The sequence below is a fragment of the Prosthecobacter sp. GW821-HT29F12 genome (genome assembly GCF_058803405.1).
The window spans coordinates 5,015,335-5,039,549 of record NZ_CM179517.1 but is presented as its reverse complement, the minus strand read 5'-3'; the positions used below and the strand labels follow the sequence as shown (position 1 = coordinate 5,039,549).

Here is a 24,215-nt window from a genome sequence, read left to right as displayed (position 1 = left end):
ATGAAGGACCCTGTTCACTTTGCGCCGTGGACATGCTGTGCGCAGGCTCCCGGAGCGAGTGCTGAACCCGCAGCGGTGCAGGGAGATTGGTTCGCCGCCCAGGTGCCGGGCACAGTGGCTTCGGCTTTGCGCGCACGTGGTCAGTGGAATCATCAAAATCCGCCGGAAGTGGATGCGCAGGACTGGTGGTATCGAACAACATTTACTGTGGCGGCGCGAACTGCAGAAGAGTCCTGTGCCCTGTGCTTCGACGGGCTGGCATCGCTCGCTGACGTATGGCTCAACGGCGAACTCATTCTAAACTCCGACAACATGTTCCGCAGCCATCGCGTGGATGTTGCGCGTGTTTTGCGCGATGAGAATGAGCTCATGATCCGCTTTCGTTCGCTCACGGCGGACTTGAAGAAGAAACGTTCGCGTCCGCGTTGGAAAACGAACCTCGTAAACAACCAGCAGTTGCGCTGGCAGCGGACGAGCCTGCTGGGGCGCATTCCTGGCTGGTCACCGCCGGTGCCTGCTGTGGGGCCGTGGCGTGCGGTGAGACTGGAGTGTGCGCCTGTGCTGCTGACGGACATCCAAAAGACGGCTCTGCTGGTGGGAGATGAAGGCGTCGTCAGTTTTCGTGCGCGGGTGGAGACGTCGATGAAGATCGTTTCTGCGCGGTTAAACATCGGAGAGTATTCTGCCGAGCTTTTGTGTGAGGGTGATGTTTTGCGCGGTGAGCTGCGCATTCAACATCCGGAACTGTGGTGGCCGCATACGCATGGCGTGCCGGCGCTGTACAGCGGCAAGGTGATCATCGAGACGAGTGCGGGTCCGCATGAGTTTCCGCTGGAGCAAACGGGCTTCCGCAGCATCGAGGTCTGCAATGATCCCGGGTTTGCGGTTCATGTGAATGGAGAGCGCGTGTACTGCCGGGGTGCGTGCTGGACGACGAACGATATTTTTACGCTGGGCGGCACCGAAGAGTCGCTGCGGCATGATCTCATGCTCGCGCGTGATGCGGGCATGAACATGCTGCGCATTGGCGGCACGATGGCCTATGAGAGTGATGCACTCTACCGCCTTTGCGATGAGCTGGGCATCCTTGTCTGGCAGGACTTCATGTTTGCCAACATGGACTATCCCGTGGAAGACGCGGCGTTTGCAGAAAACATCACGATTGAGGCCACGCAGCAGCTGAGCCGCCTCGCGCAGCACCCCTGTGTGGCGGTTTACTGCGGCAACAGTGAGATAGAACAGCAGGCGGCGATGCTGGGCATGGCGCGTGAGCTTTGGCGCAACCGCTGGTTTGGCGAGCAGCTGCCGGCGCTATGCAGCCAGCATCATCCCGGCACGGTGTATGTGCCTTCATCGCCGAGCGGCGGTGCGCTGCCTTTTCACACTCGCACCGGCGTGACTCATTATTATGGCATCGGTGCTTATCTGCGCTCCTTGCGTGAGCTGCGGCAGGCGGATGTGAAGTTTACCAGCGAGTGCCTGGGTTTTGCGAACATCCCGGAGCCTGAGGCGATTGATGAAATCATGGGCGGCCTGATGCCGGTGATGCACCACCCGCGCTGGAAGCAGCGTGTGCCGCGTGACACGGGAGCCGGATGGGATTTTGAAGATGTGCGTGATCACTACCTGCGGGAGCTTTTCAATGTCGATCCTGTGACATTGCGCTCATTCGACATGCCTCGTTATCTGGAACTAAGCCGCGTGGCTTCGGGCGAGATGATGGCGCGAACATTCGCGGAATGGCGCAGCGGGCACAGTCGCAACGCCGGTGCGCTGGTGTGGTTTTACAAGGATCTGTGGCCAGCGGCGGGCTGGGGCATCGTGGACAGCACGGGCACCCCGAAGGCAGCTTACTATCAGCTCAAGCGCGCATGGCAGACACGGCAGTTAAGCATCACGGACGAAGGCCTCGATGGTTTGCATCTGCATCTGAGCAACGAAACGGCCGGGTTGGTCGAGGGCTTTGTCGAGGTGCAGTTGCTGCGCGAGCCGAATGTGGTCGTCGCACGCCACGAGATCGAGGTGACGGTAGCTGGGCGTTCGTTGGAGTTGCGCAGTGTGGATGAAATTCTCGGTTCGTTTTTTGACGTGAACTATGCTTACCGTTTCGGGCCGCAGTCGCATCATGTGGTGATCGCGACCTGGTTCAGCGCCGGGCGTGAGGTCATCAGCGAGGCGTTTCATCTCACTCGTGCACGTGATCCGGTGGCGCAGCCGTTGTCGGCCGAGGCGCTGGGGGCCAAGGCGGAAGCCCTGGGTGATGGGCGCTACCAGCTCAGGCTCAAGAGCGACCGGTTTCTGCAAAGTGTGCGATTGTCGGCCAAGGGTTTTCTTCCTGACGACAATTACTTTCATCTGGCCCCGGGCCGGACCAAGACGGTGTCCTTCACGCCGACTTCTGGGAAGAGCGGGGCGCTTGAAGTTTATGTTGAGGCCCTGAATGTGGCGGGCGAAATTTCGGTGGAGCCGAGCCGTGCATCCCACCCAACCCATCATGACAGCTGAGCCACAGTCGCACGCGCCTGAAGACGCTTCGTGTGTTGATCAGACCGTGCGGAGCGCGTTCTACTTTGAGAGTGGTGGCAGGTCGTTGTTTGCGTGGCTGCACCGACCTGCAGGCGCTGTGGCTGAACATGGGGTGTTGCTCTGTCCGCCCCTCGGGCACGAGCAGGTTCATTCACATCGTGCGCTGCGACACCTCGCGGAAAAGCTGGCGGCGCAAGGTTTTGCGGTGATGCGGTTCGACTATTATGGGACCGGTGACTCCGATGGCACAGAAAACGATCCGCAGCATCTGGCCACGTGGCAGGCCAACGTGAGCGATGCCGTGGCTTGGATGCGTCGTGAAGGGGGCTGCCTGAAGATCAGCCTCGTGGGACTGCGTCTGGGAGCGTCGCTTGCGGCGCTTTATGCCGAGCAACACGAGGTGGAGAGCCTGGTGCTGTGGGCTCCCATTGTGAAAGGACGGCGCTATGTGCGCGAACTCACCGCCTTGAGCCAGACTGCGCAGCTGGCCGCAGGCAATGAATCGGCTGGAATTGAAGCCATGGGCTTTGTCTATCCAAATGAGCTGGCTGGCGAACTCGCGCAGATCGATCTGCTCGCCCATTCGGTGCGCTGCCAGCAGGTGTTGATCGCATCCAGTGCAAATGCGGCGGGTGATTTGGCGTTGTTGGAACATCTGACGAAGCAGGGCGTGTCCGTGGAGTCCGTGGCATCGTCTGGCTATGAAGGGATGATGGCGGAACCTCATGACACCCAGGTGCCGCATGAAGCGCTGCGAAGTATTGCGGATTGGATGAAGGCCAAAGCACAGCCTGTCGTAAGAGCCGGAGACACTGTATCAGCTCCAGGTGCAACGACGATGCTGACGAGTGGTCCTGACGCGGTGCGCGAGACCATTCATCAGATCAGCAGCACGCCTGATTTGTTTGGCATCATGACGGAGCCGGTGGAGCGCCCGACGTCACTGCCGTGGATCGTGATGCTCAATGCCGGGGCGGCGTACCGGATCGGTCCAGGGCGCATTCATGTGGCCATGGCGCGGCAGCTTGCAGCGCTCGGTTATCCCTGCCTGCGGCTCGACATCAACGGCATCGGCGACAGCGTGGCCGCTGATCCTGAGAAGGAAAACGACACCTACGCGGCGACTGCCTTCCGCGACGTGAGTCTGGTGTGCGACTACCTGCATGCGCGGCAGCCTGGCCGCCCGATTGTTTTGCTGGGCCTCTGCTCGGGCGCCTATGTGGCCTTTCAATCGGCGGCCCAACTGCCCCATCCTGCCATCATCGAGAGCATTCTCATCAATCCCCTCGTCTTTTTCTGGAAGGAGGGCATGACCATCAATGACACGAACACCGACCAGCTGGTGGCCTGGCGTGAATATTGGAATGCGATCTTCAAATGGAGCCAATGGAAGATGCTGCTCACCGGCAGGACGCGCATGGGATTTGCCGGCTCGCTTAAACGTTTTGCAGGCCATGTGAAGCCACGTTTTCTAACTGCTGGCAGTCGTGCTGCGCAGAAAGGAAAGTCCGCGGCGCAGAGCGGCTGCGCCCATCCGGCGCGCAAGGATCTTCCAGGAGATTTGAGCCGTATCGCTGCTGCGGAGCGCAAGCTGGCCATGTTTGTTTCCGACAACGATCCGGGGTACTTTCTTCTGATGTATCAGGCGCGTCGCAAAGCCACGCTGCTGATGAAGCAGGGCCGGCTGCAGTGCCGCTTCATCCACCAGGCGGACCACACTTTCTCCACCGCTCAGGCGCGCCAGACTTTTTATCAGTCACTCACGGATTACCTGCATCATCGCTTTGGTTCCGGGAGGATGGAGAGGCGGGCACCGGATAAGGATTGCAAACTGCTGGCAGCTTCGCTGACGGCGTGACTCGGCCGGATCTGTTGCCAGATCTTCATTTCAAAGGCGGAACGCGGAAGATCTTTCCGGTATAGGGGCATTGCGACATCTGACCCGCGTTGAAATCGCGAACATCAATCAGCCGTCCGCTGGGATCGAAGGGGCTTTTCACCACGCCACGCTTCCCGGGAGCCCAGGTGGCAAAGGGAATGTCCGCCGGATTCAGATCTTGCGCGGGCGCCGCGCTCACTGCGGGCTTTGACGCGGATGGTGTTGTCGAAACCGTGGGCGCGGGTGTCACCGCAGTGACCGTGCTGGGCGTGCTCGGTTCCGGAAGTTCGGCAAGTGCAGGCTGGCCCCCCGATGCAGGTGGTTTGTAGCGTTGCATGGCGAGATTCCAAAAAGCGTCACGCGCGGCGTTGGGATCTGGCGGCGGATCTCCTCCGGCAACAGGTGGAGTTTCTCCCCCAGCAGGTGGGGTTTCTCCCGCAGCAGGCGCTGCGCCCGTCACGGCAGGTGGCGCACCTTCGGACAAGGCCGCCTGTTGATTCACCCCTGCTGCAGCAGACGGGGAACTTTTGGACAAAGCCTTCTTCGGTCCTGCACAAGAAGTGAGGCCAATGAGGGTCACGCTCAGGAGAGCAACGGAATGGAACAGGCGGATCACGGGAAATGTGGAGGGTTAGTAAACTTCACCGCCGGCTCAACCGGCCCCACACATTCATAGTACACCCTACGATTTTAGGCAAGTCACCGACCGTTTTTTCCTATGAAATGGGAAAAGGACACTAAAAAGCCCTGTAAACCAACGGTTTACAGGGCTTTGAAATTGGTTGCGGGAGTAGGATTTGAACCTACGACCTTCAGGTTATGAGCCTGACGAGCTACCGGGCTGCTCCATCCCGCGATTTGATGAGGGACTAGAATCGGCTGTATCGAAGGATTGGCAACCTGTATTTGCAATACTTCACATCTTGACCTGCAATATCGCCTGCGGCTTCTCGTTAGCTGCTTCCCCGCATGAAATACACTGCTACAATCCTCCTGCTCGCACTGGCGAGTTTTCCGGCCCTGGCTGCCGACTCCAAACCTGCCGTTCCAGAAAAACCTTCACCCATCGGCTATTCGGACACTCCGGTCATTCCAGGCACTCAGTGGAAGGTTCACGACATCGACCGTCCACGTCCTGATGCCGTGGCTCCTGGAGAAAAGCCAGGCGACCCACCTGCAGATGCGATTGTGATCAATGCCGACTCGCTGCAAGCGAAGGAAAAGGACGCGAAGGGCAAGGAAACCGGCAAGATCATTCCCTGCCCTTGGACAACCGACAGCGGAGTGATGATGATCTCCGGTGGCGACTGCTGGACGAAGCAGGAGTTCGCCAGCTGCCAGCTCCATCTGGAGTGGATGAGCGAACCCAACACGAAGGGCAATTCCCAGAAAAAAGGCAATGCCGGCGTGTTTTTCATGGACCGCTACGAATCCCAGATGCTGGACTGCGACAACAACCCCACCTATGCCGATGGCATGACGGGCGGTGTGTATGGCCAGACGCCGCCGCTGGTGAACGCCGTGCGTCCTGCCGGCCAGTGGCAGGTCTATGACATCGTCTTCACCGCGCCCAAGCTGGAAGGCGGCAAAGTGGTGGAGCCAGCCTACATCACGACCTTCGTGAATGGCATCTGTGTGCAGAACCACACGAAGATCATGGGACCGACAAAGCACAAGAACATCACGGACTACACGGGTGAGTTCCCCGCAAAAGCACCGATCCGCATCCAAGACCACAAAAACGAGCCGCCAGTACGCATTCGGAACATTTGGATCAGGCCGCTCTGAGGCTGAAGAAAGCGTCTTTTTTAAACTCTCAAGGCCGGAGGAAACCCCTCCGGCCTTGTTGTGTTTAGACTATGATAGTCAAAAGTAAGGAAAGCGTAAGATTAATACAGTATTTATGATAATTTCATTGAAGTTAATAAATCGCCACCTAAAATGTGTGTGATTGTTACGATTGCCAAATTTCTATAACCGTCATGCCTGTCAGCCATCTCCGGCTGAGGGCCTAAGCTTTTCATTAACCCTTTGATTATGCCGCTCGCCCTCTACTCGCGCTCTATCAAAGCCGCCGCCCTTGTCGGGAGCGGGCTGGCATCGTTTTCGCGTACACGGCGTTCCTCCGAGGCCACGATTTTAACGTTTCATGGTCTCAGTGAAAATACTGAAGATCGAGGCATCCTCGACTGGTCCCTGCATCTGGATGTTGATGCTTTTCGCAGCATCTGCTCCATGCTGGCCAAAGAGTACCGCGTGATTTCTTTGGCCGATCTCGTTGAAGCTCGCAGCCAGGGATCCGGCCTGCCTGACAACTCAGTCGTCATCACCTTCGATGACGGGTATGCATCCAACTACGAACTGGCGTTCCCTATTTTGCGGGAGTTCGGGCTGCATGCCACCATCTTCGTCGCCACGGGCTTCCTCGATCGGGTGGAAATGTTTTGGTTTCAGCGCGTTGATCTCGCCCTCGGTCGAACGCAGAAGGAGCTGCTCGACTGGAGGATTAACGGTAAAAAACTGCGCCTTTACCTCGGCACATACGAGCTGCGTCAGCAGTCACTCAGGCAGCTGCTGCCTGAACTCAAGGAGCTGCCGGACGCAGATTTGCTGGGCGAGGTGGATCGTTTGGAGGAGGCGCTGGAGGTCAAAGCGCCCGCATTTGACGATCTACCCAAAGCCATGCGCCCGATGACGTGGGAGATGGCGTGTGAAATGTCTCTCAGCGGCCATGTGGACATCGGCGGTCATACGCACACGCATCCCATTCTGGCACGTTGTGACGTCATGGCCATGCGTGCGGAAATCGCCACATGCCGTGATCGCATTCACGCCGAGCTCGGTGAACTGCCCATTGCTTTTGCCTATCCCAACGGCGGGCCGGACGATTTTACCCGCGAAACACTCATGCTTGTGCGTGAAGCGGGGTTCAAAGCAGCCTGTACGACGATCAGCGGCCGCGTTCATGACACTGTCTCGATGCACCAGCTGCCACGCTACGGCTCTCCTGAATCCGTGCTGGAGGCGAAAGCCACGGTTTCTGGTGCTTTTGAAACACTCAAAGACTGGCGGCAGAGCTGCCTGAAAGCGATGTCGATGATATGAGGACGATCACGCTTGCCACGAGTAACACGCTCCAGCTGCCCATCCAGCAGCCGATGCGTGCTTTCGCGGCTGCGCAAACCCTGCCTGCGCCCGCCATCGACCGGCGCCCGGTGGTGCTGCATTTTGCCTACAGCATCGGGGGTGGTGGCGCGGAGGCGATGCTGATGAATCTGGCCGAATCGCTCGATCCGGCGCAGTTCCGAACCGTCGTCGTGGCCATCAATGCCAAGCCTTGGCCACATCAGCTGAAGCGGTTGCATGAGGCAGGGGTGAATGTGCATGACCTTGAGAGCACCACCTATCTCAATGCGCGAACACTCGCGAGACTGCACGCTGTGCTGCGTGCGGAGCGTCCTGACATCGTGCAAACGTGGACGCATCACGCCGATCTCGTGGGCGGCTGGGCTGCGCGGGTGGCTGGAGTGCGCCACATTGTCTGGAGCATCCATTGCCGCGAAATCCACCGCAACCCCGGCGACAGTGACGGCAAGATGGCGCTCTTCCGCCGTGCGCTGGCCTGCAGCTCGCGTTTTATTCCGCAACGCATCATTTCCTGCTCTGCCACCGCCATCGAAGACCACGCCGCCATCGGCTATCCGCGCGCCAAAATGCGCTGGATTCCCAATGGCATCAGCGCTGAGCGCTTTGTGCCAGACACGGATGCCGGACTGGACACGCGTGCCGAACTGAAACTGCCGCCTACAGCACCAGTGATCGGATTCGTCGGGCGCTTTCATGAGATGAAGGATCTGGCGACCTTCCTGCGCGCAGCGGCCCTGCTACAGACCCGGGTGCCAGAAGCACACTTTGTCTTTTGCGGCGGAGTGGAAGTGGAACTGGGCGAGGTGGAGCGTGAGCTGCTGGCCATGCTGCCGCAGCGCCAGCAGGTGCGTTTTGATTCTTTCCGTGCCGACCCGTGGCGTTTGTACCCTGCGCTGAGCGTGTTCTCGCTTTCCTCACGCACCGAAGCGTGTCCGATGACCATCATTGAGGCGATGTCCTGCGGTGTGCCGTGTGTCACCACGGATGTGGGTGATTGCGGACGATTGCTTGAAGGTGTCGGACAGGTCGTGCCAATGCAGGATCATTCTGCCTTGGCGAGAGCCTGGGAACAGGCGTTGCAGCTTGGAGCGGCAGCGCGTGAAGAAATCGCCCGGAAATCGCGCCAGCGGGTGCTGGAGAAATTGACCATCGCCCATGCTGCACGGCAGTATGCGGAAACCTATGCAGAGCTCGTGGAGGTGAAGTCATGAAAGCGCTTCTGCTGCTCCTGGCACTGACCACCTGCGCGGCTGCCCAGCCGGTGAAAGTGTCGTTTTGCGATGGCATGACCCGCATTTCCCGTGACGGCGCCGCGCCGACGGCAGCCACGAACACCCTGTACGCAGCGCGCGGAGAATGGGAGCCGTTGCAGATCATCGTTACCGCCACGCCCGAGCAGCTTAAAACGATTCAGGTGATCGCCACGGGGATCGCCAAGAATGATTCTGGCGTCTTGCTGCCAGCCCCGAAGGTGCTGCGTGAGCACTATGTGCGGGTCTCCAAGTCCACACCGATGGCACCGCTGCCGCCGGGCGATTATCCGGATGCACTGGTGCCGCTGGACATGCCTGCGCAGGAGCTCAGCGGTACTGAGGTGGTGAACCAGCCTTACTGGGTGGATGTCTTTGTGCCTTACACGGCTGCACCGGGGGCATACACCGGGGAAGTGCGGTTCGAGTTTGCCGATGGCATGAAAGCCCTCGCCAGCTACACGCTCAACGTGTGGGATTTTGACCTGCCCGTGGTGCCCATGCTGCGCACCTCGATCATGACCACGGTGCGTCACGTCGCCCAGGTGCATGGACTGGAGTATCATGACAATGCACCTTTGCTGGCGCACGCGGGTCTGCTCAATGCCTATTACGACCTGCTCGCCGAACATCGGCTCAGCGTGGATCAAATCTACGGCAGCTATCCTGACGCCAGCACCGGCAAGCTGGATGAAGACAAGGTGGAACGGGCGCTGAGAAAGCACCTGCTGCACCGCCATTGCAACAGCATCGGCCTGCCGATCTGGCCGCAGTGGCCGTTCAAAGATCCCTTGGGCGAAGATCGCGCTGCGGCGATGAGCTATGTCGCGCAGTGGATGAAGCTGCTGGCCAAAATCCACTGTGAATCTCGTGGCTACGTCATCATGGGAGATCTTGATGAGCCGAACAACGAGGCCGCTTATGCCACGGTGCGCCGCTGGGGCGAGTTCTTCAACGAGGTGGAAAAAAAGCACGGCGTGCGTGTGCCGCTGCACGTCACCGAGCAGCCGACAGCCGAAAAAGCCGCATGGGGTTCACTGGCCGGTGCGGTGGACATCTGGGTGCCGCATTTCAGCGAAGTGTGGAAGGACATGGAATGGGCCGGAGGCAAGCATGACATCGCCCTGCGCCGGCAGGCAGGGGATGAAATCTGGGCGTATGCAGCGCTCGTGCAGATGCCAGTGGCCTGGGAACAGCAGCACGGCAGGCCCAAGCAGCTCACCAGCAGCTTTCCACCCGTTTGGGCGATTGATTATCCGCCCATGGCTCATCGCATCGTCGGCTGGCTGTTTCCAAAGCACGGCATCACGGGCTTTGATTACTGGGACACCATCTTTGCCGCTGAAGGCGTGGATGTCTGGCAGGATGCCGGCACTTTCAAAACACCCGATGGTGCGACCTACAATGGCGACGGCTCCTACATCTACCCTGCCACGGAAAAACGTCAGGGCCGCAATGCCCCGGTGGCGTCCATGCGCCTGAAGTGGCTGCGTGAGACGGTGGAAGACTACGATTACCTGATGCTGGCACGTCATTTGGGCCTCGAAGATGAGGCACGTCGTTTGACGAACGGTTTTGCGCGTGGTTTTGGCGACTGGGATGACAATTCCGGCGTACTGCTGAAGGCGCGCCAGCAACTGGGTGCGCTGATTGAATCCGCGCAGCAACACAAACAAACAGCCGTAGTGCCAGCAGGAGGTGCCAAGTGACAACGACAATGTTTCGTCCCAAACCGCGCCGCGCTTCGGCCCCTTCCATCCCAGCTCCGCGTCGTGGCGTGCTCACGCTCGAGATCGTGCGCGACGAAGCGGGTTTCCATGCGCTGCAGCCGTTTTGGGACACACTGGTCGATCAAATGGCCACGCGTTCGCCGTTCGTTCGCTGGGACTGGATGAGCCTGTGGTGGGAAGAATGCCGTCAAGAGGCACGGCTGGTCATTGGTGTGCTGCGTGATGCCGAAGGTATTCCGCAGGCCATTGCGCCGCTGATGTTCGCCTCTGAATCGGATGCGGTGCGCAAACATCTCGTGACCCTGACCTTTCTGGCCGGGTTTGGAGATGCGCATGGCGAGCGGCTGGACCTCATCGTGCCCGCCGGCCGTGAGGATGAACTGACGCCTCAGCTCTGCCGCGTGTTCAAGATCCTGCGGCCTGAATGTGACAATGTCCGGCTCAATCATCTTCTCGAAGAATCTCCCAACAGGCCCCATCTCCTCGCGGTGCTGGAGGAGGCTTTCAGCCATGCCGGAGTGCTGAACCGCCAGATCACCCGGTTTATCAACCTGCCTGCGTCCTGGGAAGACTACGAGTCACGCCACAGCTCCAAATGGCGCAATTTACTGCGCCGTGGTCGCAGGGCGTTTACGGCAGAGCATGCAGGCATCGCCACGCAAGTCGGTGAGCGCATGACCATAGACGAAACGATGAAGGAATTTCGAGTGCTGCATGCCATGCAGTGGGCGGAGGGAATCAGCAGCTTCACCACGGAAGCGTCCTGGCGTTTTCACCAGCGCCTGGCGGCTCGCTGGCTGCCGCAGCAGCGCGCATGGATGCCCTTGCTCGAGGCCGACGGCAAACTGGTGGCCGCGCTGTACGGTTTCGTTGAGCGTGAGCAGTTTTTTCAGTATCAGTCGGGCTGGGATCGGTCCCTGGCGAAGATTTCCCCTGGGAAGCTGGTGATCCGCTGGGCTGTTGACTGCTGCATCCAGCGCGGCCTGCAGGTGTATGACATGCTGCCCGGCGACTACGACTACAAACGCCAGTGGTGTGACGGTACACGCTGGCTGCTCGATCTCGAAGGTTTCAATCCGACAAGCTGGCGCGCCACCGCCTTTCGTGCTCTGCGCACCGTGCGCCGCTGGCTGCCACGGTCCAATTCTTCAGGGGCGATCAGTCCCAACGATTCTCAGGAGGGGAATGAACCTGTTCTCCCTCCAGCTGTTTAATACACTTATATGGCCATTTCCTACAGCATCCAGCCCTCAAACGCCGCCCCACCGGACGGCTTTGGAGCGATGCTTGCCCTCCCGCCAGCGCGTGGACTGGTGCCAATGGCTCCGTCCATGACCATGCCGGCGCATCCGGGCATGTCGCCGGTGTTTGACCCGCGTGCCTTCCTGCCGCCGATCAATCCGCAGGATTTTGAGGTTCAGTCGCTCATCAGTCTCGTGGATGTCATCGGCTACATCCGCAAGCGCTGGCTGCGGGCTGCCGTGCTGGGTCTCATGCTTGGGGCATTCGCATTTTATTACCTCGGCATGGGGGTGAAGATCTACGAGGCGGAGTCGCAGCTGCTGCTGCGCATTCAGGATGCCAGTCCCGTTGACATTGATGGCGCGGTCTCACGCGGTCCCGGAGAACTGAGTGCTGTGCAGTTGATCAACAACCACCGTGCGGAGCTGCTGTCCCGGCGCTATCTGAGTTATTTGTTCGACCACTTTCCGGCAAAGGAGCGTGATGCGTTTCTGGAGCGTGAGGCGAACTCTCTCAGCCGCAAGGATGAGCTGATGAAACTGCTGGGACTGTACAAGCCGGGCAAGCCGGGTGATCCGCGTGAACGGTTCATCAACCTGATGATCAGCAATGCACGGGTGGAGCCGCTCAAGGAATCGCACGTGCTGCGGGTGCAGATTCGCGACCGTGATCCGCAGACCGCCGCCGATCTCGCCAACCATTACACGGAAGAGTACACCCGCTACGTGGCCGAGGAGGAAGGCCAGCTCAGCGCGAACGCCTCCACCTTCCTTGAAACCAAATCAGCGGAGTTGCTGAAGCGACTGCGCGAATCGGAGCAGAAGCTCGCGGAATACCGCAAAAGCCAGGGGATCATGGAAGACGTCGATTCCAAGGATGTTTCCAACGACAAGGTGCGCCAGCTTAACGTCGCGATCACGGAGGCTGACCTGAAGCTCACCAAGGCGAAAAGTGATCTCAATGATCTTGTGGCTGCACAGAAGGCCGGGCGTGACCTGACCGAACTTCGGTTGTTTGCAGACAACCCGGATGTGAATTTCATCCGCAAGCAGCTTGATGCCAAGATCGCCGAACGCGCGCCTCTGGAGGCCACCTGCGGCCGCAAACACCCACGCATGATCGGCCTGACGAATGAAATCGAAGCGCTGCGGGGGTCGCTGGCTCGCGCGATCAGCTCCGTTGGTGGAATGATCGAGGCCGAGGTGGAGTCCCAGGAGCGCCAGCTGGCCGACTACCGCCGCCAGCTCGAAGAAGCACGCGGCGTGGCGCTGGACGTCAATGGCAAGAACGTGCAGCAGAGCCTGCTGCGTGATCAGGTGCGAATGGACCGCGATCTCTATGAGAAAATCGAGATGCGCCGCAGTCAGGCAGCACTCACGGGCCAGTTCCGTGACAGCGGTCTGCTGCGTGTGGCGGATGTGGCAACGGTGCCGGAAAAACCTGTGAAACCGAGCAAGCCCATCGCCGCCCTGGCTGCCGTGATACTGTTTGGTCTGACCTTGATCGGCCTGCCAGTGGGCTGGGGAATTTTTGACGATCATGTGAAGAAGCTTTTCAGCCCCAAAGTCGAAAAGCCCGTGATGCAGGATCAAACGCAGCACACAGCGTATGGCTATGGCTATCCAGCTCAGCATGCCCAGGCACCGCCGCGTGCTTCTCCCTTCACCATTGCCAGCCCTGCGGCGCCAGCCTTGCCTGCTACGGAGCGTCCATCGCCTGTAATGAATCGTCCTGCAGCGCCTCCGCCACAGCCGCAGCCGCCGCAATCGCGCCAGATGCCGGTGATCAAGCCTGCCAATGGTGAAACCACCATTCTGGCCCGTCTTCCCTATGTGCATGGATCCAGCCCGGAGGCCATGCTTTCGGAACTGCTGAAACCAGAACCCATCGGTGCTTCCAGTGCGCTGCATCAGCTCACCAGCACGCTGGAACAACAAGCCATGAACCGCAGCGGCACTGCCGGGGTGATTCTCATCACGAGTGCGGGCAACGGAGATGGCAAAACGCTGGTGTCCGCCGCATTGGCCGCCGCCTTCTGCCATCAGGGCCGCCGTGTGTTCATGATGGAGTGCAATCCGTCCTCCCCCACGCTGCACCAGTGGTTCCCGCGAGCAGTGCAGGGCTACGGCGCCTATGCCAGCAACCTGGAGGCCCTTCGCTACGGCCACAGCAATCTTTTCCTGCTGCCCGGCTGCGACCTGCCCGCGCACGCCACCAACGAACTGCTCGACGGTTACCGCAGCTGGATCGAGCGCGCGAAAACGGAAGTGGACTGGATCATTCTCGATGCCTCCCCGCTGCTGAAAAGCTTTGCCAACGTCGCGCCGCTGGCCCCGCTCGCGACCGATGTGCTCATCGTCAACAACCCTGCCAAAACCACCCCCGCTCAGCTGCGTGCCGGTCTGGCGTTGCTGCAGCCGATGATGTCATCGAGCGCTCTGCGTGGCATGGTGGTGAACGGCGGGTAATGGGGCCTTCAATGCGCACCTGCCGCGCTTGAGCCAGAGGTCTTCGCGCACAGGAAGATGAGCGGGATCATGGCGAACAGCAGCAGGCCGGCGACGTGGAAGCAGTCATTGTAGGCGAGGACGAAGGCTTGTTTGCGCAGGGTGGCATCCAGCAGATGCAGAGCGCGATCCTGAGCACCGACGGCATCGATGCCCTGAGCCATGAGATTTTGGGCGATCGCGGCCAGGCGGTCGCGAGTGAGGGGATTGTAGAGGCTGACGGCCTCGCCGAGGTGGTGCGAATGGAAGTGCTCGCGCTGCGTGAGGAGCGCGGAGAGCAGAGCGATGCCGACGGAGCCGCCGAGATTGCGCAGCATGTTGAAGAGGCCGGAGGCGCTGGAGGCATTTTGAGACTCAATGCCGCCGGTGGTGATGAGAGAAAGCGGAACAATGATGAAGGTGAGGCCAATGGCACGGACGATCTGCGGCAGCACCAGTTGATCATGCGCGGTGTCGGCGGTCATGCCGCTCATCAACATGGCGCTGAGGCCGAACAGACCAAGACCCAGGGCGACGATGGCGCGCTTGTCGAACCACTTCATGAACAGGGGCATGAAGGGCATGATGATGAGCTGTGGCAGGCCCACCCACATCATGGTGGCGCCGATCTCCATGGCGTTGTAGCCCTGAATCTGTGCCAAGTAGACGGGCAGCAGGTACATGAAGCCGTAGAGGCAGAGGCCCAGCACCAGGTTCACCAGACTGCCGAGCAGAAAATTCCGGCGGGCAAAGAGACGGAGATTGACGACGGGCGCGGTCTTTTTGCGCAGGAGTTCGATGAGCACGAACACCGGCAGCGCGATGGCGGCGATGATGGCGAGCCAGGAGATGAACTCGGAGCCAAACCAGTCTTCGCGGGTGCCTTCCTCCAGAAAGACCGTGAGAGAGCCCAGGCCAAGCGCCATGAAGACGATGCCGGTCCAGTCGCCTTTCTTCAGCATGGAGAGGCGCATCGGCGTGGCATCGAGGCCGTAGGCGATGGCAGACACGAGGATGATGCCCGGCACCAGATTGATGTAGAAGATCCATGGCCAGGAATAGTTTTCCGTGATCCAGCCGCCAACCGTGGGGCCGATGGCCGGGGCAAACATGGCGCTGAGGCCGAAGAGAGCGAAGCCGACAGGCTGTTTGGACGCTGGCAGTTTGAGCAGGACCATGGTGGATGCCATGGGGATGAGCGCACCACCGGTGAATCCCTGCAGAGCGCGGAAGACGATCATGCTGGAAAGATCCCAGGCAAAACCGCAGCAGATGGAGAAGACCAGGAACAGCACGCTGTTCCAGATGAGGTAGCGCCGCATGCCGAAGACCTGGGCCAGCCAGCCGCAGAGGGGAATGACGACAATCTCCGGCACCAGGTAGGAAAGGGACACCCAGGAACCTTCATCGAGAGTGGCTCCGATGCCGCCGGTGATGTTTTGCAGCGAGGAGTTGGAAATCTGAATGTCCAGCACCGCCATGAAGGCTCCGAGCAGGGCACCGAGCACGGCGATCCAGTTGCGAAGGCTTTCGCGGGAAGCCGGCACGGGTTCAGCCAGCGGAGCGGAGAGTGTGAGGCTGCGGGTCATGGCGGTGGGAGGTTGAAGTGGGTGCGGGACAAAACTGGCTCAAGGTTTCAAGCGCACGGTGGCGATGACCGAGAGGCCGGGAGAGAGCTGGCTGGCGAAGGCATTGGAGTCGGAAGCATCGAGCAGGATTTTCACCGGCAGGCGCTGGACGATCTTGGTGAAGTTGCCTGTGGCGTTGTCGGGGGGCAGCAGGGTGAACTTGGCGCCGGTGCCGGGAGAAAAACTGTCCACATGGCCGTGGAAGCTTTGACCGTGGATGGCGTCAATTTTCACCTCCACCGGCTGACCTGCGCGCATCTGGGCAAGCTGGTTCTCCTTGAAGTTGGCGACGACCCAGTTGTCCTGAGACACCACGGCGAGCAGCGCCTGACCGGGCTGCACATGCTGGCCGGTTTGGAGTGTGCGCTTGCCGATGCGTCCGGCATCCGGCGCACGCAGGATGGTGTAGGAGAGCTGCAACTGGGCATCATCCACGACCGTCTGCGCATGATCTCGCCCTGCTTTGGCGACGATCAGGTCCGCCTCCGCAGCGCGAACGCCTGCCGTTGCTGCCTCCTGGGAGGCCACTGCGGCGCTGTGGTTGGCCATGGCGGAATCAAAGGCGGCCTTCGCGCTGTCGAGGTCCTGACGGGAGATGGCCCGGCCTTCGTTGGTGAAGAGTTTTTCCGCACGGTCAAAGTCGAGCCGGGCCTTTTCAAGCTGTGCTGCCGCCACCGCCACCTTCGCAGCAGTCTCGCGGCTGGAGGCATGCGCCTTCGCCAGCGCTGCTTCCGCCTGAGGGATCTGTGCGGCGACTTGTTCCAGCGTTGTCCTGGCGAAGGCGAGCTTCATTTCGTAGTCGCGCGGGTCGAGCTTCGCGAGCGGCTGGCCTTTGGCGACGATCTGGTTGTCCTCCACCAAGACTTCGAGCACGTCGCCGATGATGCGGCTGCTGACGGGGTGCACATCCGCCTCGATGAAGGCGTCATCTGTTTCCTCAAACTTGGCCGCATAGGCGAGCCAGAAACTGAGTGCGGTGGCTGCAAGAGCCAGCGCCGGAATGCCGACGAGGAGAAGCCGGGTGCGGGTGCTCAGCGCCCTTCTTGGGGCGGCAGGCTGGGTGCGTGAGGGAGGATCATCGAATTCGATTTCCGGGGCGAGTGTTTTTGGGTCGAGTGCGAGGGTGCTCATTGCTTTCTCTGGTTTAGTTTCGACCCCATCATCCATGGCTGCGGGCCTGCCGGACATGACTTGTTTCCTTTGCGCGTTATAGCTAAAAGCTATAAGGTGTTGAATGGAATTGCGTCATTTGCGCTACTTCGTGGCCGTTGCGGAAGCCCTGAGCTTCAGCCGTGCGGCCACACGACTGCGGTTGGCGCAGCCTTCGCTGAGCACGCAGATCCGCGATCTGGAAGAGGAGCTGGGTCTTGAACTGCTGGAGCGAAACCGGAACCGCGTGGCGCTGACGGATGCAGGCGCGGTGTTCCTGAAGGAGGCGCGTGCGGTTCTCGCACGTGCGGAAAAGGCGGTGGCGCGGGCGAAAGAGGCTGCGGCAGGCACCACGGGCGAACTCCGTGTCGGCTCCATGGGTTCGCTGACGATCAGTTTTCTGCCTGCGTGCCTCACCCGGCTGCATGCCGCCCTGCCAAAGGCACGGATCAGTGTGACGGAGACGGGGCCTTCAGACCAGCTCACGCAAATCTTTGCCGGACGCATGCACATCGGTTTTGTGCCGGAGATCTTCGCGAAGCTCTCGGCGGGCAAACGACTGGCGGTGCGGAATATTCTCCGCAGTCCGCTGATTGTGCTGGTCTCAGAACATCACCCCCTGGCGAAGCGAGGGGCGGTGCGCCTGCGTGATCTGGAGGATGAGACTTTCCTGCACATCCTCATGTATGGCAGCGATGCGCAGCGGGTCTGGACGCGGGAGATTTGCCGCAGCACCGGTTTCATGCCGCAGTTTGGCAGTGCGGCCTCGAATGCGGAGAACCTGGTCAGCATGGTCGCGGCCGGTGAAGGCGTCGCCTTGATTCCCAAGATCGCCGAACGCACCGGCACCCCCGGCTGCGCAGGGCTGCTGGTGAGCGACAAGGGGCTGCATTACAACCTCTGCGCCGTTTACGATGAGCATTTCCCTTCGGGCCTGCGGGACACGTTTCTGGGCATCGTGGAAGAGGAGGCCAAAAAGGTGGAGACTCAGGTGGCCGGGCGGTGAACGGAGCCTCTAGGGCGCGCGCTGCTGCTTTAAGGCGTCAATAAGCGCTGCGGGCTCGCTCACACTGAGCATGACACTGTAGCCCTCCGTGGTCGGAATGCGCGCAACGCGCGTCTTGTCCGTGACAAAGAGCAGCGCTTTCTCCCCATTGCGGAGTTTGAACCATCCAGCGGCGTAGCCTGGCAGCGCTGTTCCCATCGTGCGCCATTTCGGCTGGTGCTCTTTGTCGGTGCTCAGGTTGGTGACGACCGCCTCGTCGAGTTTGAGCGACTTGAGCGGGACCGTTCGACCATAGAGATCGCCTTGAAGTCGCAGGCCATCCTTTGAGACCGTGAAGCGCACATGCTGCATGGACCACGCCAGCCAGACCATCAGCAACAGGGCACCGACGAGGATGAGGCTGATGATGGCAAAGAACCACAGCGATTTACTCGCGGCAGGAATCATGGGGAAGACGGTGGTGGTGTCCATGCGGTGGAGTGTGATCCTTCCGGTGAAACATGCCAGAAAACAAAAATCCGGCAGCCTTGCGGGCTGCCGGATGATTGTTGAGTTGTGGCTGGAGGGAACGAACTTGGTAGTTCGTTCTACGGCTTACGCGTTGGCGCGCAGGATCTGGGCGAGCACATACGGCAGGATGCCGCCGGCGCGGTAGTAGTCGATTTCGACAGGGGTGTCGATGCGAACGACGACGGGGACGTCAAAGCTGCTGCCATCGGCCTTGTGGACACGGAGGGTGGCTTCGCTCATGGGCTTGAAGTCGTTGCTCAGGCCCAGGAGGTCGAAGGTGGCATCGCTCAGGTCCTTGACCTTGTCGTAGTCGGCCTTGTCCTTGAAGTTGCAAGGCAGGACGCCCATGCCGACGAGGTTGCTGCGATGGATGCGCTCGAAGGACTTCGTGATGACGGCTTTGACGCCGAGCAGACGAGTGCCTTTGGCGGCCCAGTCGCGGCTGGAGCCCATGCCGTAGTCTTCACCGCCGAGGATGATGCTAGGCGTGCCAGCAGCCTTGTAGGCCTCAGCAGCGTCGTAGATGCTCATTTCGGTGCCGGCAGGTTGCAGGAGGGTGTCGCCACCTTCCTTGCCGCCAAGCATGAGGTTCTTGATGCGCACGTTGGCGAAGGTGCCACGGGTCATGACGAGGTCATTGCCACGGCGGCTGCCGAAGCTGTTGAAGTCGGCCTGCGTGACACCGTGTTCAAGCAGGAAACGGCCGGCAGGGCTGGCCTTCTTGATGGCACCCGCAGGGCTGATGTGGTCCGTGGTGACGGAGTCGCCGAAGATGCCGAGCGGGCGGGCGCCCTTGATCTCGGTGATGTCTCCGGGGGTCATGCTGAAATCAGCGAAGAACGGCGGATGCTGGATGTAGGTGGACTTGCCGTCCCACTCGAAGACTTCGCCGATGCCGCCCTGGATCTCGTTCCACTTCGGATTCTGCGAAGCGAAGTCGGTGTAGAGCTTGCGGAAGACATCCGGGGAAAGAGCGGACGCCATGGCATCGCGCACTTCCTTGAGCGTTGGCCAGATGTCCTTCAGATACACGCCGCTGCCGGGAACGAGCTCGTCCTTGCTCAGATCGATATCGACCGTGCCTGCGATGGCGTAGGCGACCACAAGCGGGGGGCTCATGAGGAAGTTGGCCTTGATGCTCTGATGCACGCGGGCTTCGAAGTTGCGGTTGCCGGAGAGCACGCTGGCAGCCACGACATCCTGGCCTTTCACGACGTCTTCGATGCCTGCGTCAAGCGGGCCGGAGTTGCCGATACAGGTGGTGCAGCCGTAGCCGACGGTCTGGAAGCCGAGCTTGTCGAGTTCGACCTGAAGGCCGGTTTTCGTGAGGTAATCGGTCACCACACGGGATCCTGGCCCGAGGCTGGTTTTGACGGAAGGCTTCACTGTGAGGCCCTTGGCGTTCGCCTTCTTGGCGAGGAGACCTGCGGCGAGCATGACGCTCGGATTGCTGGTGTTCGTGCAGCTCGTGATGGCGGCGATGAGCACGCTGCCGTCGGTGATGCTGTCTTTGATGCCACCTTTGGAATCGACGGTGACCTCATAGGAGGTCTTGTCGGAGACCACGTCCACCCCTGCTGCTGCGCCGGTGACGTCGATGCCATCCGCTTTGGAGGCACCTAGGTGTTCCACAACCTGCGAGACGGGTGTTTTGCCAAAGCCGCCGGCTTTCACATCGGCCACGAGGAGCTCGTTGAACTTGGACTTCAAAGCAGGCACTTCGATGCGGTCCTGCGGGCGTTTTGGGCCGGAAACGCAGGGAACCACGGTGCTGAGGTCCATCTCCATCTCGGTGGTGAACTCGATGCTGCCTTTCTCCGTGGGGATGCCCCACATGCCCTGGGCCTTGTAGTAATTGGTGACGGTGGTGCAGAGCTCTTCGCTGCGGCCGGTGCCGCGCAGGTAGGCGATGGTTTCTTCATCCACGCCGAAGAAGCCCATCGTGGCGCCATATTCAGGGGCCATGTTGGCGATGGTCGCACGGTCGGTGACAGGCAGGCTGACAGCGCCTGGGCCGTAGAATTCGACGAATTTGCCGACGACACCGAGCTTGCGCAGCTTCTGCGTGACTTCGAGCACGAGGTCCGTGGCGGTGACGCCTTCTTTGAGCGCGCCTTTGAGGTAAACACCGACGACTTCCGGTACAAGGAAGGTCACTGGCTGGCCGAGCATACCAGCTTCGGCTTCAATGCCACCCACGCCCCAGCCAACGACGCCGAGGCCGTTGATCATGGTCGTGTGCGAATCCGTGCCGACGAGGGAATCGGGATAATACACGCCGTCTTTTTCGAGCACGCCCTTGGCGAGGTATTCCAAGTTCACCTGATGCACGATGCCAATGCCAGGAGGCACCACCTTGAAGGTGTCGAAGGCCTGCTCACCCCACTTGAGGAACTGATAGCGCTCCTTGTTGCGCTCAAACTCCAGCGCGAGGTTCTGATTCAGCGCATTCTGCGTGCCGGCGAAGTCCACCTGCACGCTGTGATCGACCACGAGATCAACGGGAACGAGGGGCTCGACCATCTTCGGGTTCTTGCCGAGTTCTTTCACCTTCGAGCGCATGGCGGCCAGATCGACGAGAAGGGGCACACCGGTGAAGTCCTGCAGCACGATGCGGGCGACGGTGAAGGGGATCTCATACTCACCCGGGTTCTTCGCGTTCCAGTTCGCGAGGTTTTTGACGTCTGCCTCGGTGACCTTCTTCCCATCCAGATTACGCAGCAGGGACTCCAGCACGATGCGGATGGACACTGGCAGACGAGAGACATTGCCTACACCGGCACTTTCAAGAGCGGGAAGAGAGTAAAATTTGCCGGGAGCGCCGGAGCCAGTGGTGAAGGTGAGTGGTGTGTTCATTGGAATGGGGTAGCAGCCAACGAAATAGCAAGAGTAGCACGAATGACACCACTTTTTTGTCCCCCACACATACAGGGCAAGGCATGCCAGAGCCCAAAGCGCCTCAAAGCGGGACATCTGTCATTGTCCCTATCGTCCCTAAAGAAGGAGAGGTGGGAGGTGAACGTCGCAATGCGGAGGCGCGTCTCGGTTATGAGGATAGTGCCCATGAGAGGGCGTCGCCAACGATGTTTTAGAAGCGGAGGAGAGGCACGATATAGGGGCATGTTTTTGATGGCCCATATGCACAAGCGAATGCCTGCCGAAATCGCGCTCAATCATGAATGAAATCGAGCGGAAAGAAGAAAATGTCTGATGCCAGCGCAGAAAGATGAAGTTTTGGGATCAACGCATGCGCACTCTGACCAGCGGGTCTTAAAAAGTGATGCGTTCTCAGAGCTTAAAAACGGCGTGTTTACGTAGACAAATCGTCGTTTTTCGAGAGTCGCTTTTTGCAGACAATGAGAACGCGAGATCGAAGGCATGAAATGGGGCGCGAATCGGCAGGAAAAGGCTGATTGGATGCATCGGACGAAACTTTTTTGCAAAAAACAGCACAATGTAGTTGCAGGGTTCTGAAGCTGTTCTAAGATCCCAACCCGCAGCGAAAAACGCGGGCTGAGAAAAAGAAGATTGGGAAGCGAAAAGCGGCTCATGAAACTTGGAATCAGAAACGATCTTTTAGAAAACACAGAAGCAGTTTTAGCGAGGCGAAAGCCGAGTGAAGACTGTTAGAAAACAGAAAGCTAAATTGTGCGCTGTGCATGAAAATGCGCAGGCATCTGTGGTTTAAACAGATGCAGTCAATAGAGATCGTCTTGAAAAGAGACGGCTCGAAATTTTTGGAGAGTTTGATTCTGGCTCAGAACGAACGCTGGCGGCGTGGATAAGACATGCAAGTCGAACGGGACACCATGAGTAGCAATACAAGTGGTGTCTAGTGGCGAACGGGTGCGTAACACGTGGATACATTCCGGGAAGCGGGGGATAGCCCAGGGAAACTTGGATTAATACCGCATGTGGTCGAAAGACTAAAGGCAGGGACCGCAAGGCCTGCCACTTCCCGATTGGTCCGCGGCCTATCAGCTAGTTGGCGGGGTAAAAGCCCACCAAGGCTACGACGGGTAGCTGGTCTTAGAGGACGACCAGCCACACTGGAACTGAGACACGGTCCAGACACCTACGGGTGGCAGCAGTCGAGAATCTTTCACAATGGGGGCAACCCTGATGGAGCGACGCCGCGTGGAGGATAAGGTCTTCGGATTGTAAACTCCTGTCATGTGTGAACAAGGCTGTCTCGTTAATAGCGGGGCAGATTGATGGTAACACAAGAGGAAGAGACGGCTAACTCTGTGCCAGCAGCCGCGGTAATACAGAGGTCTCAAGCGTTGTTCGGAATCACTGGGCGTAAAGGGTGCGTAGGTGGCGTGGTAAGTCAGATGTGAAAGCCCGGGGCTCAACCTCGGAATAGCATCCGATACTACCATGCTAGAGTACTGAAGAGGTGACTAGAATTCTCGGTGTAGCAGTGAAATGCGTAGATATCGAGAGGAATACCAACGGCGAAGGCAGGTCACTGGGCAGTTACTGACACTGAGGCACGAAGGCCAGGGGAGCAAACGGGATTAGATACCCCGGTAGTCCTGGCAGTAAACGGTGCACGTTTGGTGTGGGCGCAATCGACCGCGTCCGCGCCGGAGCTAACGCGTTAAACGTGCCGCCTGGGAAGTACGGTCGCAAGATTAAAACTCAAAGAAATTGACGGGGACCCGCACAAGCGGTGGAGTATGTGGCTTAATTCGATGCAACGCGAAGAACCTTACCTGGTCTTGACATGCATTGTGTCTCCGGTGAAAGCCGGATAGGGTAGCAATACCCGCTTTGCACAGGTGCTGCATGGCTGTCGTCAGCTCGTGTCGTGAGATGTTGGGTTAAGTCCCGCAACGAGCGCAACCCCTGTGATTTGTTGCCACCGGCGTATGCCGAGCACTCGAATCAGACTGCCTCGATCAACGAGGAGGAAGGTGGGGATGACGTCAAGTCCGTATGGCCCTTACGACCAGGGCTGCACACGTACTACAATGCCCAGTACAATGTGAACCGAGACCGCGAGGTGGAGGAAATCAATAAAACTGGGCTCAGTTCAGATTGGAGTCTGCAACTCGACTCCATGAAGCTGGAATCGCTAGTAATGGTACATCAGCTACGGTACCGTGAATACGTTCCCGGGTCTTGTACACACCGCCCGTCACATCATGGAAGCTGGTTTCGCCCGAAGTGCATGCGCCAACCGCAAGGGGGCAGTGCCCTAAGGCAAGACTGGTGACTGGGATGAAGTCGTAACAAGGTAGCCGTAGGGGAACCTGCGGCTGGATCACCTCCTTTCTATGGAGAATGTCCGATGGCTCACGCCTGATAACGGACAAGGTCGACACTGACTGCCAGCAATGGCAAAGTGTGTGAATGATGAAAGTCCTCACAAACCTTAATACTGCGAGCAAGTAGTCGCAGCGCACAATTTAGTTTTTCTGTTTTCTGTGCCTTGAGCGGGGGTTTAGCTCAGTTGGTAGAGCGCTAGCTTTGCAAGCTTGATGTCAGGAGTTCGAGTCTCCTAACCTCCACCATCAATGATCAGCGGGCATGTAGCTCAGTTGGTTAGAGCACCGCCTTGATAAGGCGGGGGTCACTGGTTCGAGTCCAGTCCTGCCCACCATTCATTGTGCACAATCTGTTTTTTTGGGAATCATGTTCTTTGACAACTGTATAT

Annotated in this window: 14 protein-coding genes, 3 tRNA genes and 1 rRNA gene; 12 read left to right on the top strand and 6 right to left on the bottom strand. The window is 59.3% G+C overall.

All coding sequences use genetic code 11. The features are described from left to right. Positions 1-2,505, top strand: a complete 2,505-nt coding sequence (locus AC3RLQ_RS20800) for a glycoside hydrolase family 2 protein (RefSeq protein WP_493030552.1) — start codon at positions 1-3, stop codon at positions 2,503-2,505. Beyond that, entirely contained in the window at positions 2,495-4,384 is a 1,890-nt protein-coding gene (locus AC3RLQ_RS20795; protein ID WP_493030551.1) for an alpha/beta fold hydrolase, read from the top strand. The genes AC3RLQ_RS20800 and AC3RLQ_RS20795 overlap by 11 nt, the downstream gene beginning before the upstream one ends. 25 nt (positions 4,385-4,409) lie before the next feature. Here the strand turns inward: AC3RLQ_RS20795 and AC3RLQ_RS20790 are convergent, their stop codons facing one another. Continuing rightward, positions 4,410-5,021 (bottom strand): hypothetical protein, encoded by a 612-nt coding sequence (locus AC3RLQ_RS20790; RefSeq protein ID WP_493030550.1) that lies wholly within the window; start codon positions 5,019-5,021, stop codon positions 4,410-4,412. A gap of 163 nt (positions 5,022-5,184) precedes the next feature. Further along, positions 5,185-5,261 (bottom strand) — tRNA-Met (locus AC3RLQ_RS20785). 113 nt (positions 5,262-5,374) lie between these two features. On the opposite strand from AC3RLQ_RS20785, the gene AC3RLQ_RS20780 reads away from it, so the two are divergent. The 6 genes from AC3RLQ_RS20780 to AC3RLQ_RS20755 all read left to right on the top strand — a co-directional run bounded on the left by AC3RLQ_RS20780 (position 5,375) and on the right by AC3RLQ_RS20755 (position 14,242). Beyond that, a complete protein-coding gene (locus tag AC3RLQ_RS20780) occupies positions 5,375-6,193 on the top strand; it encodes a 3-keto-disaccharide hydrolase (protein WP_493030549.1) in 819 nt (272 codons plus the stop codon). A gap of 249 nt (positions 6,194-6,442) precedes the next feature. Beyond that, positions 6,443-7,510 carry a polysaccharide deacetylase family protein gene (locus tag AC3RLQ_RS20775; RefSeq protein ID WP_493030548.1) on the top strand — a complete coding sequence of 356 codons (1,068 nt, stop codon included), beginning with the start codon at positions 6,443-6,445 and terminating at the stop codon, positions 7,508-7,510. After that, complete coding sequence (locus AC3RLQ_RS20770) at positions 7,507-8,763, top strand: glycosyltransferase (RefSeq protein ID WP_493030547.1); 1,257 nt, start codon at positions 7,507-7,509, stop codon at positions 8,761-8,763. The genes AC3RLQ_RS20775 and AC3RLQ_RS20770 overlap by 4 nt, the downstream gene beginning before the upstream one ends. Further along, the gene (locus AC3RLQ_RS20765) at positions 8,760-10,511 is read left to right on the top strand and encodes a DUF4091 domain-containing protein (protein ID WP_493030546.1); all 1,752 of its coding nucleotides are present in this window, start codon (positions 8,760-8,762) and stop codon (positions 10,509-10,511) included. Before AC3RLQ_RS20770 ends, AC3RLQ_RS20765 begins: the two co-directional genes overlap by 4 nt. Before the next feature lie 8 nt (positions 10,512-10,519). Then, complete coding sequence (locus tag AC3RLQ_RS20760) at positions 10,520-11,746, top strand: GNAT family N-acetyltransferase (protein ID WP_493030545.1); 1,227 nt, start codon at positions 10,520-10,522, stop codon at positions 11,744-11,746. A 9-nt stretch (positions 11,747-11,755) separates the two neighbouring features. After that, entirely contained in the window at positions 11,756-14,242 is a 2,487-nt protein-coding gene (locus tag AC3RLQ_RS20755) for an exopolysaccharide transport family protein (protein ID WP_493030544.1), read from the top strand. An 8-nt stretch (positions 14,243-14,250) separates the two neighbouring features. On the opposite strand, the gene AC3RLQ_RS20750 is transcribed toward AC3RLQ_RS20755, so the two are convergent. Further along, complete coding sequence (locus tag AC3RLQ_RS20750; protein ID WP_493030543.1) at positions 14,251-15,849, bottom strand: DHA2 family efflux MFS transporter permease subunit; 1,599 nt, start codon at positions 15,847-15,849, stop codon at positions 14,251-14,253. Positions 15,850-15,888: 39 nt separating this feature from the next. Further along, positions 15,889-17,019, bottom strand: a complete 1,131-nt coding sequence (locus AC3RLQ_RS20745) for an HlyD family secretion protein (protein WP_493030542.1) — start codon at positions 17,017-17,019, stop codon at positions 15,889-15,891. Positions 17,020-17,122: 103 nt separating this feature from the next. Between AC3RLQ_RS20745 and AC3RLQ_RS20740 the strand changes: the two genes are divergently transcribed. Continuing rightward, positions 17,123-18,043 (top strand): LysR substrate-binding domain-containing protein, encoded by a 921-nt coding sequence (locus tag AC3RLQ_RS20740; protein WP_493030541.1) that lies wholly within the window; start codon positions 17,123-17,125, stop codon positions 18,041-18,043. A gap of 9 nt (positions 18,044-18,052) precedes the next feature. On the opposite strand, the gene AC3RLQ_RS20735 is transcribed toward AC3RLQ_RS20740, so the two are convergent. Then, positions 18,053-18,514 (bottom strand): PH domain-containing protein, encoded by a 462-nt coding sequence (locus AC3RLQ_RS20735; protein WP_493030540.1) that lies wholly within the window; start codon positions 18,512-18,514, stop codon positions 18,053-18,055. A gap of 123 nt (positions 18,515-18,637) precedes the next feature. Further along, positions 18,638-21,409, bottom strand: a complete 2,772-nt coding sequence (acnA, locus tag AC3RLQ_RS20730) for an aconitate hydratase AcnA (protein ID WP_493030539.1) — start codon at positions 21,407-21,409, stop codon at positions 18,638-18,640. A gap of 878 nt (positions 21,410-22,287) precedes the next feature. On the opposite strand from acnA, the gene AC3RLQ_RS20725 reads away from it, so the two are divergent. The 3 genes from AC3RLQ_RS20725 (at position 22,288) to AC3RLQ_RS20715 (ending at position 24,161) form a co-directional block, all read left to right on the top strand. Then, positions 22,288-23,833 (top strand): 16S ribosomal RNA (locus AC3RLQ_RS20725). 163 nt (positions 23,834-23,996) lie between these two features. After that, positions 23,997-24,072: transfer RNA gene (locus tag AC3RLQ_RS20720), tRNA-Ala, on the top strand. Between the two features lie 12 nt (positions 24,073-24,084). Next, a tRNA-Ile gene (locus tag AC3RLQ_RS20715) sits at positions 24,085-24,161 on the top strand. Positions 24,162-24,215 lie beyond the last annotated feature (54 nt).

Excerpts from the sequence above, each read along its gene's own strand:
- AC3RLQ_RS20800 (WP_493030552.1), top strand. The coding sequence starts at position 1 with ATGAAGGACCCTGTTCACTTTGCGCCGTGGACATGCTGTGCGCAGGCT.
- AC3RLQ_RS20795 (WP_493030551.1), top strand. The coding sequence starts at position 2,495 with ATGACAGCTGAGCCACAGTCGCACGCGCCTGAAGACGCTTCGTGTGTT.
- AC3RLQ_RS20780 (WP_493030549.1), top strand. The coding sequence starts at position 5,375 with ATGAAATACACTGCTACAATCCTCCTGCTCGCACTGGCGAGTTTTCCG.
- AC3RLQ_RS20775 (WP_493030548.1), top strand. The coding sequence starts at position 6,443 with ATGCCGCTCGCCCTCTACTCGCGCTCTATCAAAGCCGCCGCCCTTGTC.
- AC3RLQ_RS20770 (WP_493030547.1), top strand. The coding sequence starts at position 7,507 with ATGAGGACGATCACGCTTGCCACGAGTAACACGCTCCAGCTGCCCATC.
- AC3RLQ_RS20765 (WP_493030546.1), top strand. The coding sequence starts at position 8,760 with ATGAAAGCGCTTCTGCTGCTCCTGGCACTGACCACCTGCGCGGCTGCC.
- AC3RLQ_RS20760 (WP_493030545.1), top strand. The coding sequence starts at position 10,520 with ATGTTTCGTCCCAAACCGCGCCGCGCTTCGGCCCCTTCCATCCCAGCT.
- AC3RLQ_RS20755 (WP_493030544.1), top strand. The coding sequence starts at position 11,756 with ATGGCCATTTCCTACAGCATCCAGCCCTCAAACGCCGCCCCACCGGAC.
- AC3RLQ_RS20750 (WP_493030543.1), bottom strand. The coding sequence starts at position 15,849 with ATGACCCGCAGCCTCACACTCTCCGCTCCGCTGGCTGAACCCGTGCCG.
- AC3RLQ_RS20745 (WP_493030542.1), bottom strand. The coding sequence starts at position 17,019 with ATGAGCACCCTCGCACTCGACCCAAAAACACTCGCCCCGGAAATCGAA.
- AC3RLQ_RS20740 (WP_493030541.1), top strand. The coding sequence starts at position 17,123 with ATGGAATTGCGTCATTTGCGCTACTTCGTGGCCGTTGCGGAAGCCCTG.
- AC3RLQ_RS20735 (WP_493030540.1), bottom strand. The coding sequence starts at position 18,514 with ATGGACACCACCACCGTCTTCCCCATGATTCCTGCCGCGAGTAAATCG.
- acnA (WP_493030539.1), bottom strand. The coding sequence starts at position 21,409 with ATGAACACACCACTCACCTTCACCACTGGCTCCGGCGCTCCCGGCAAA.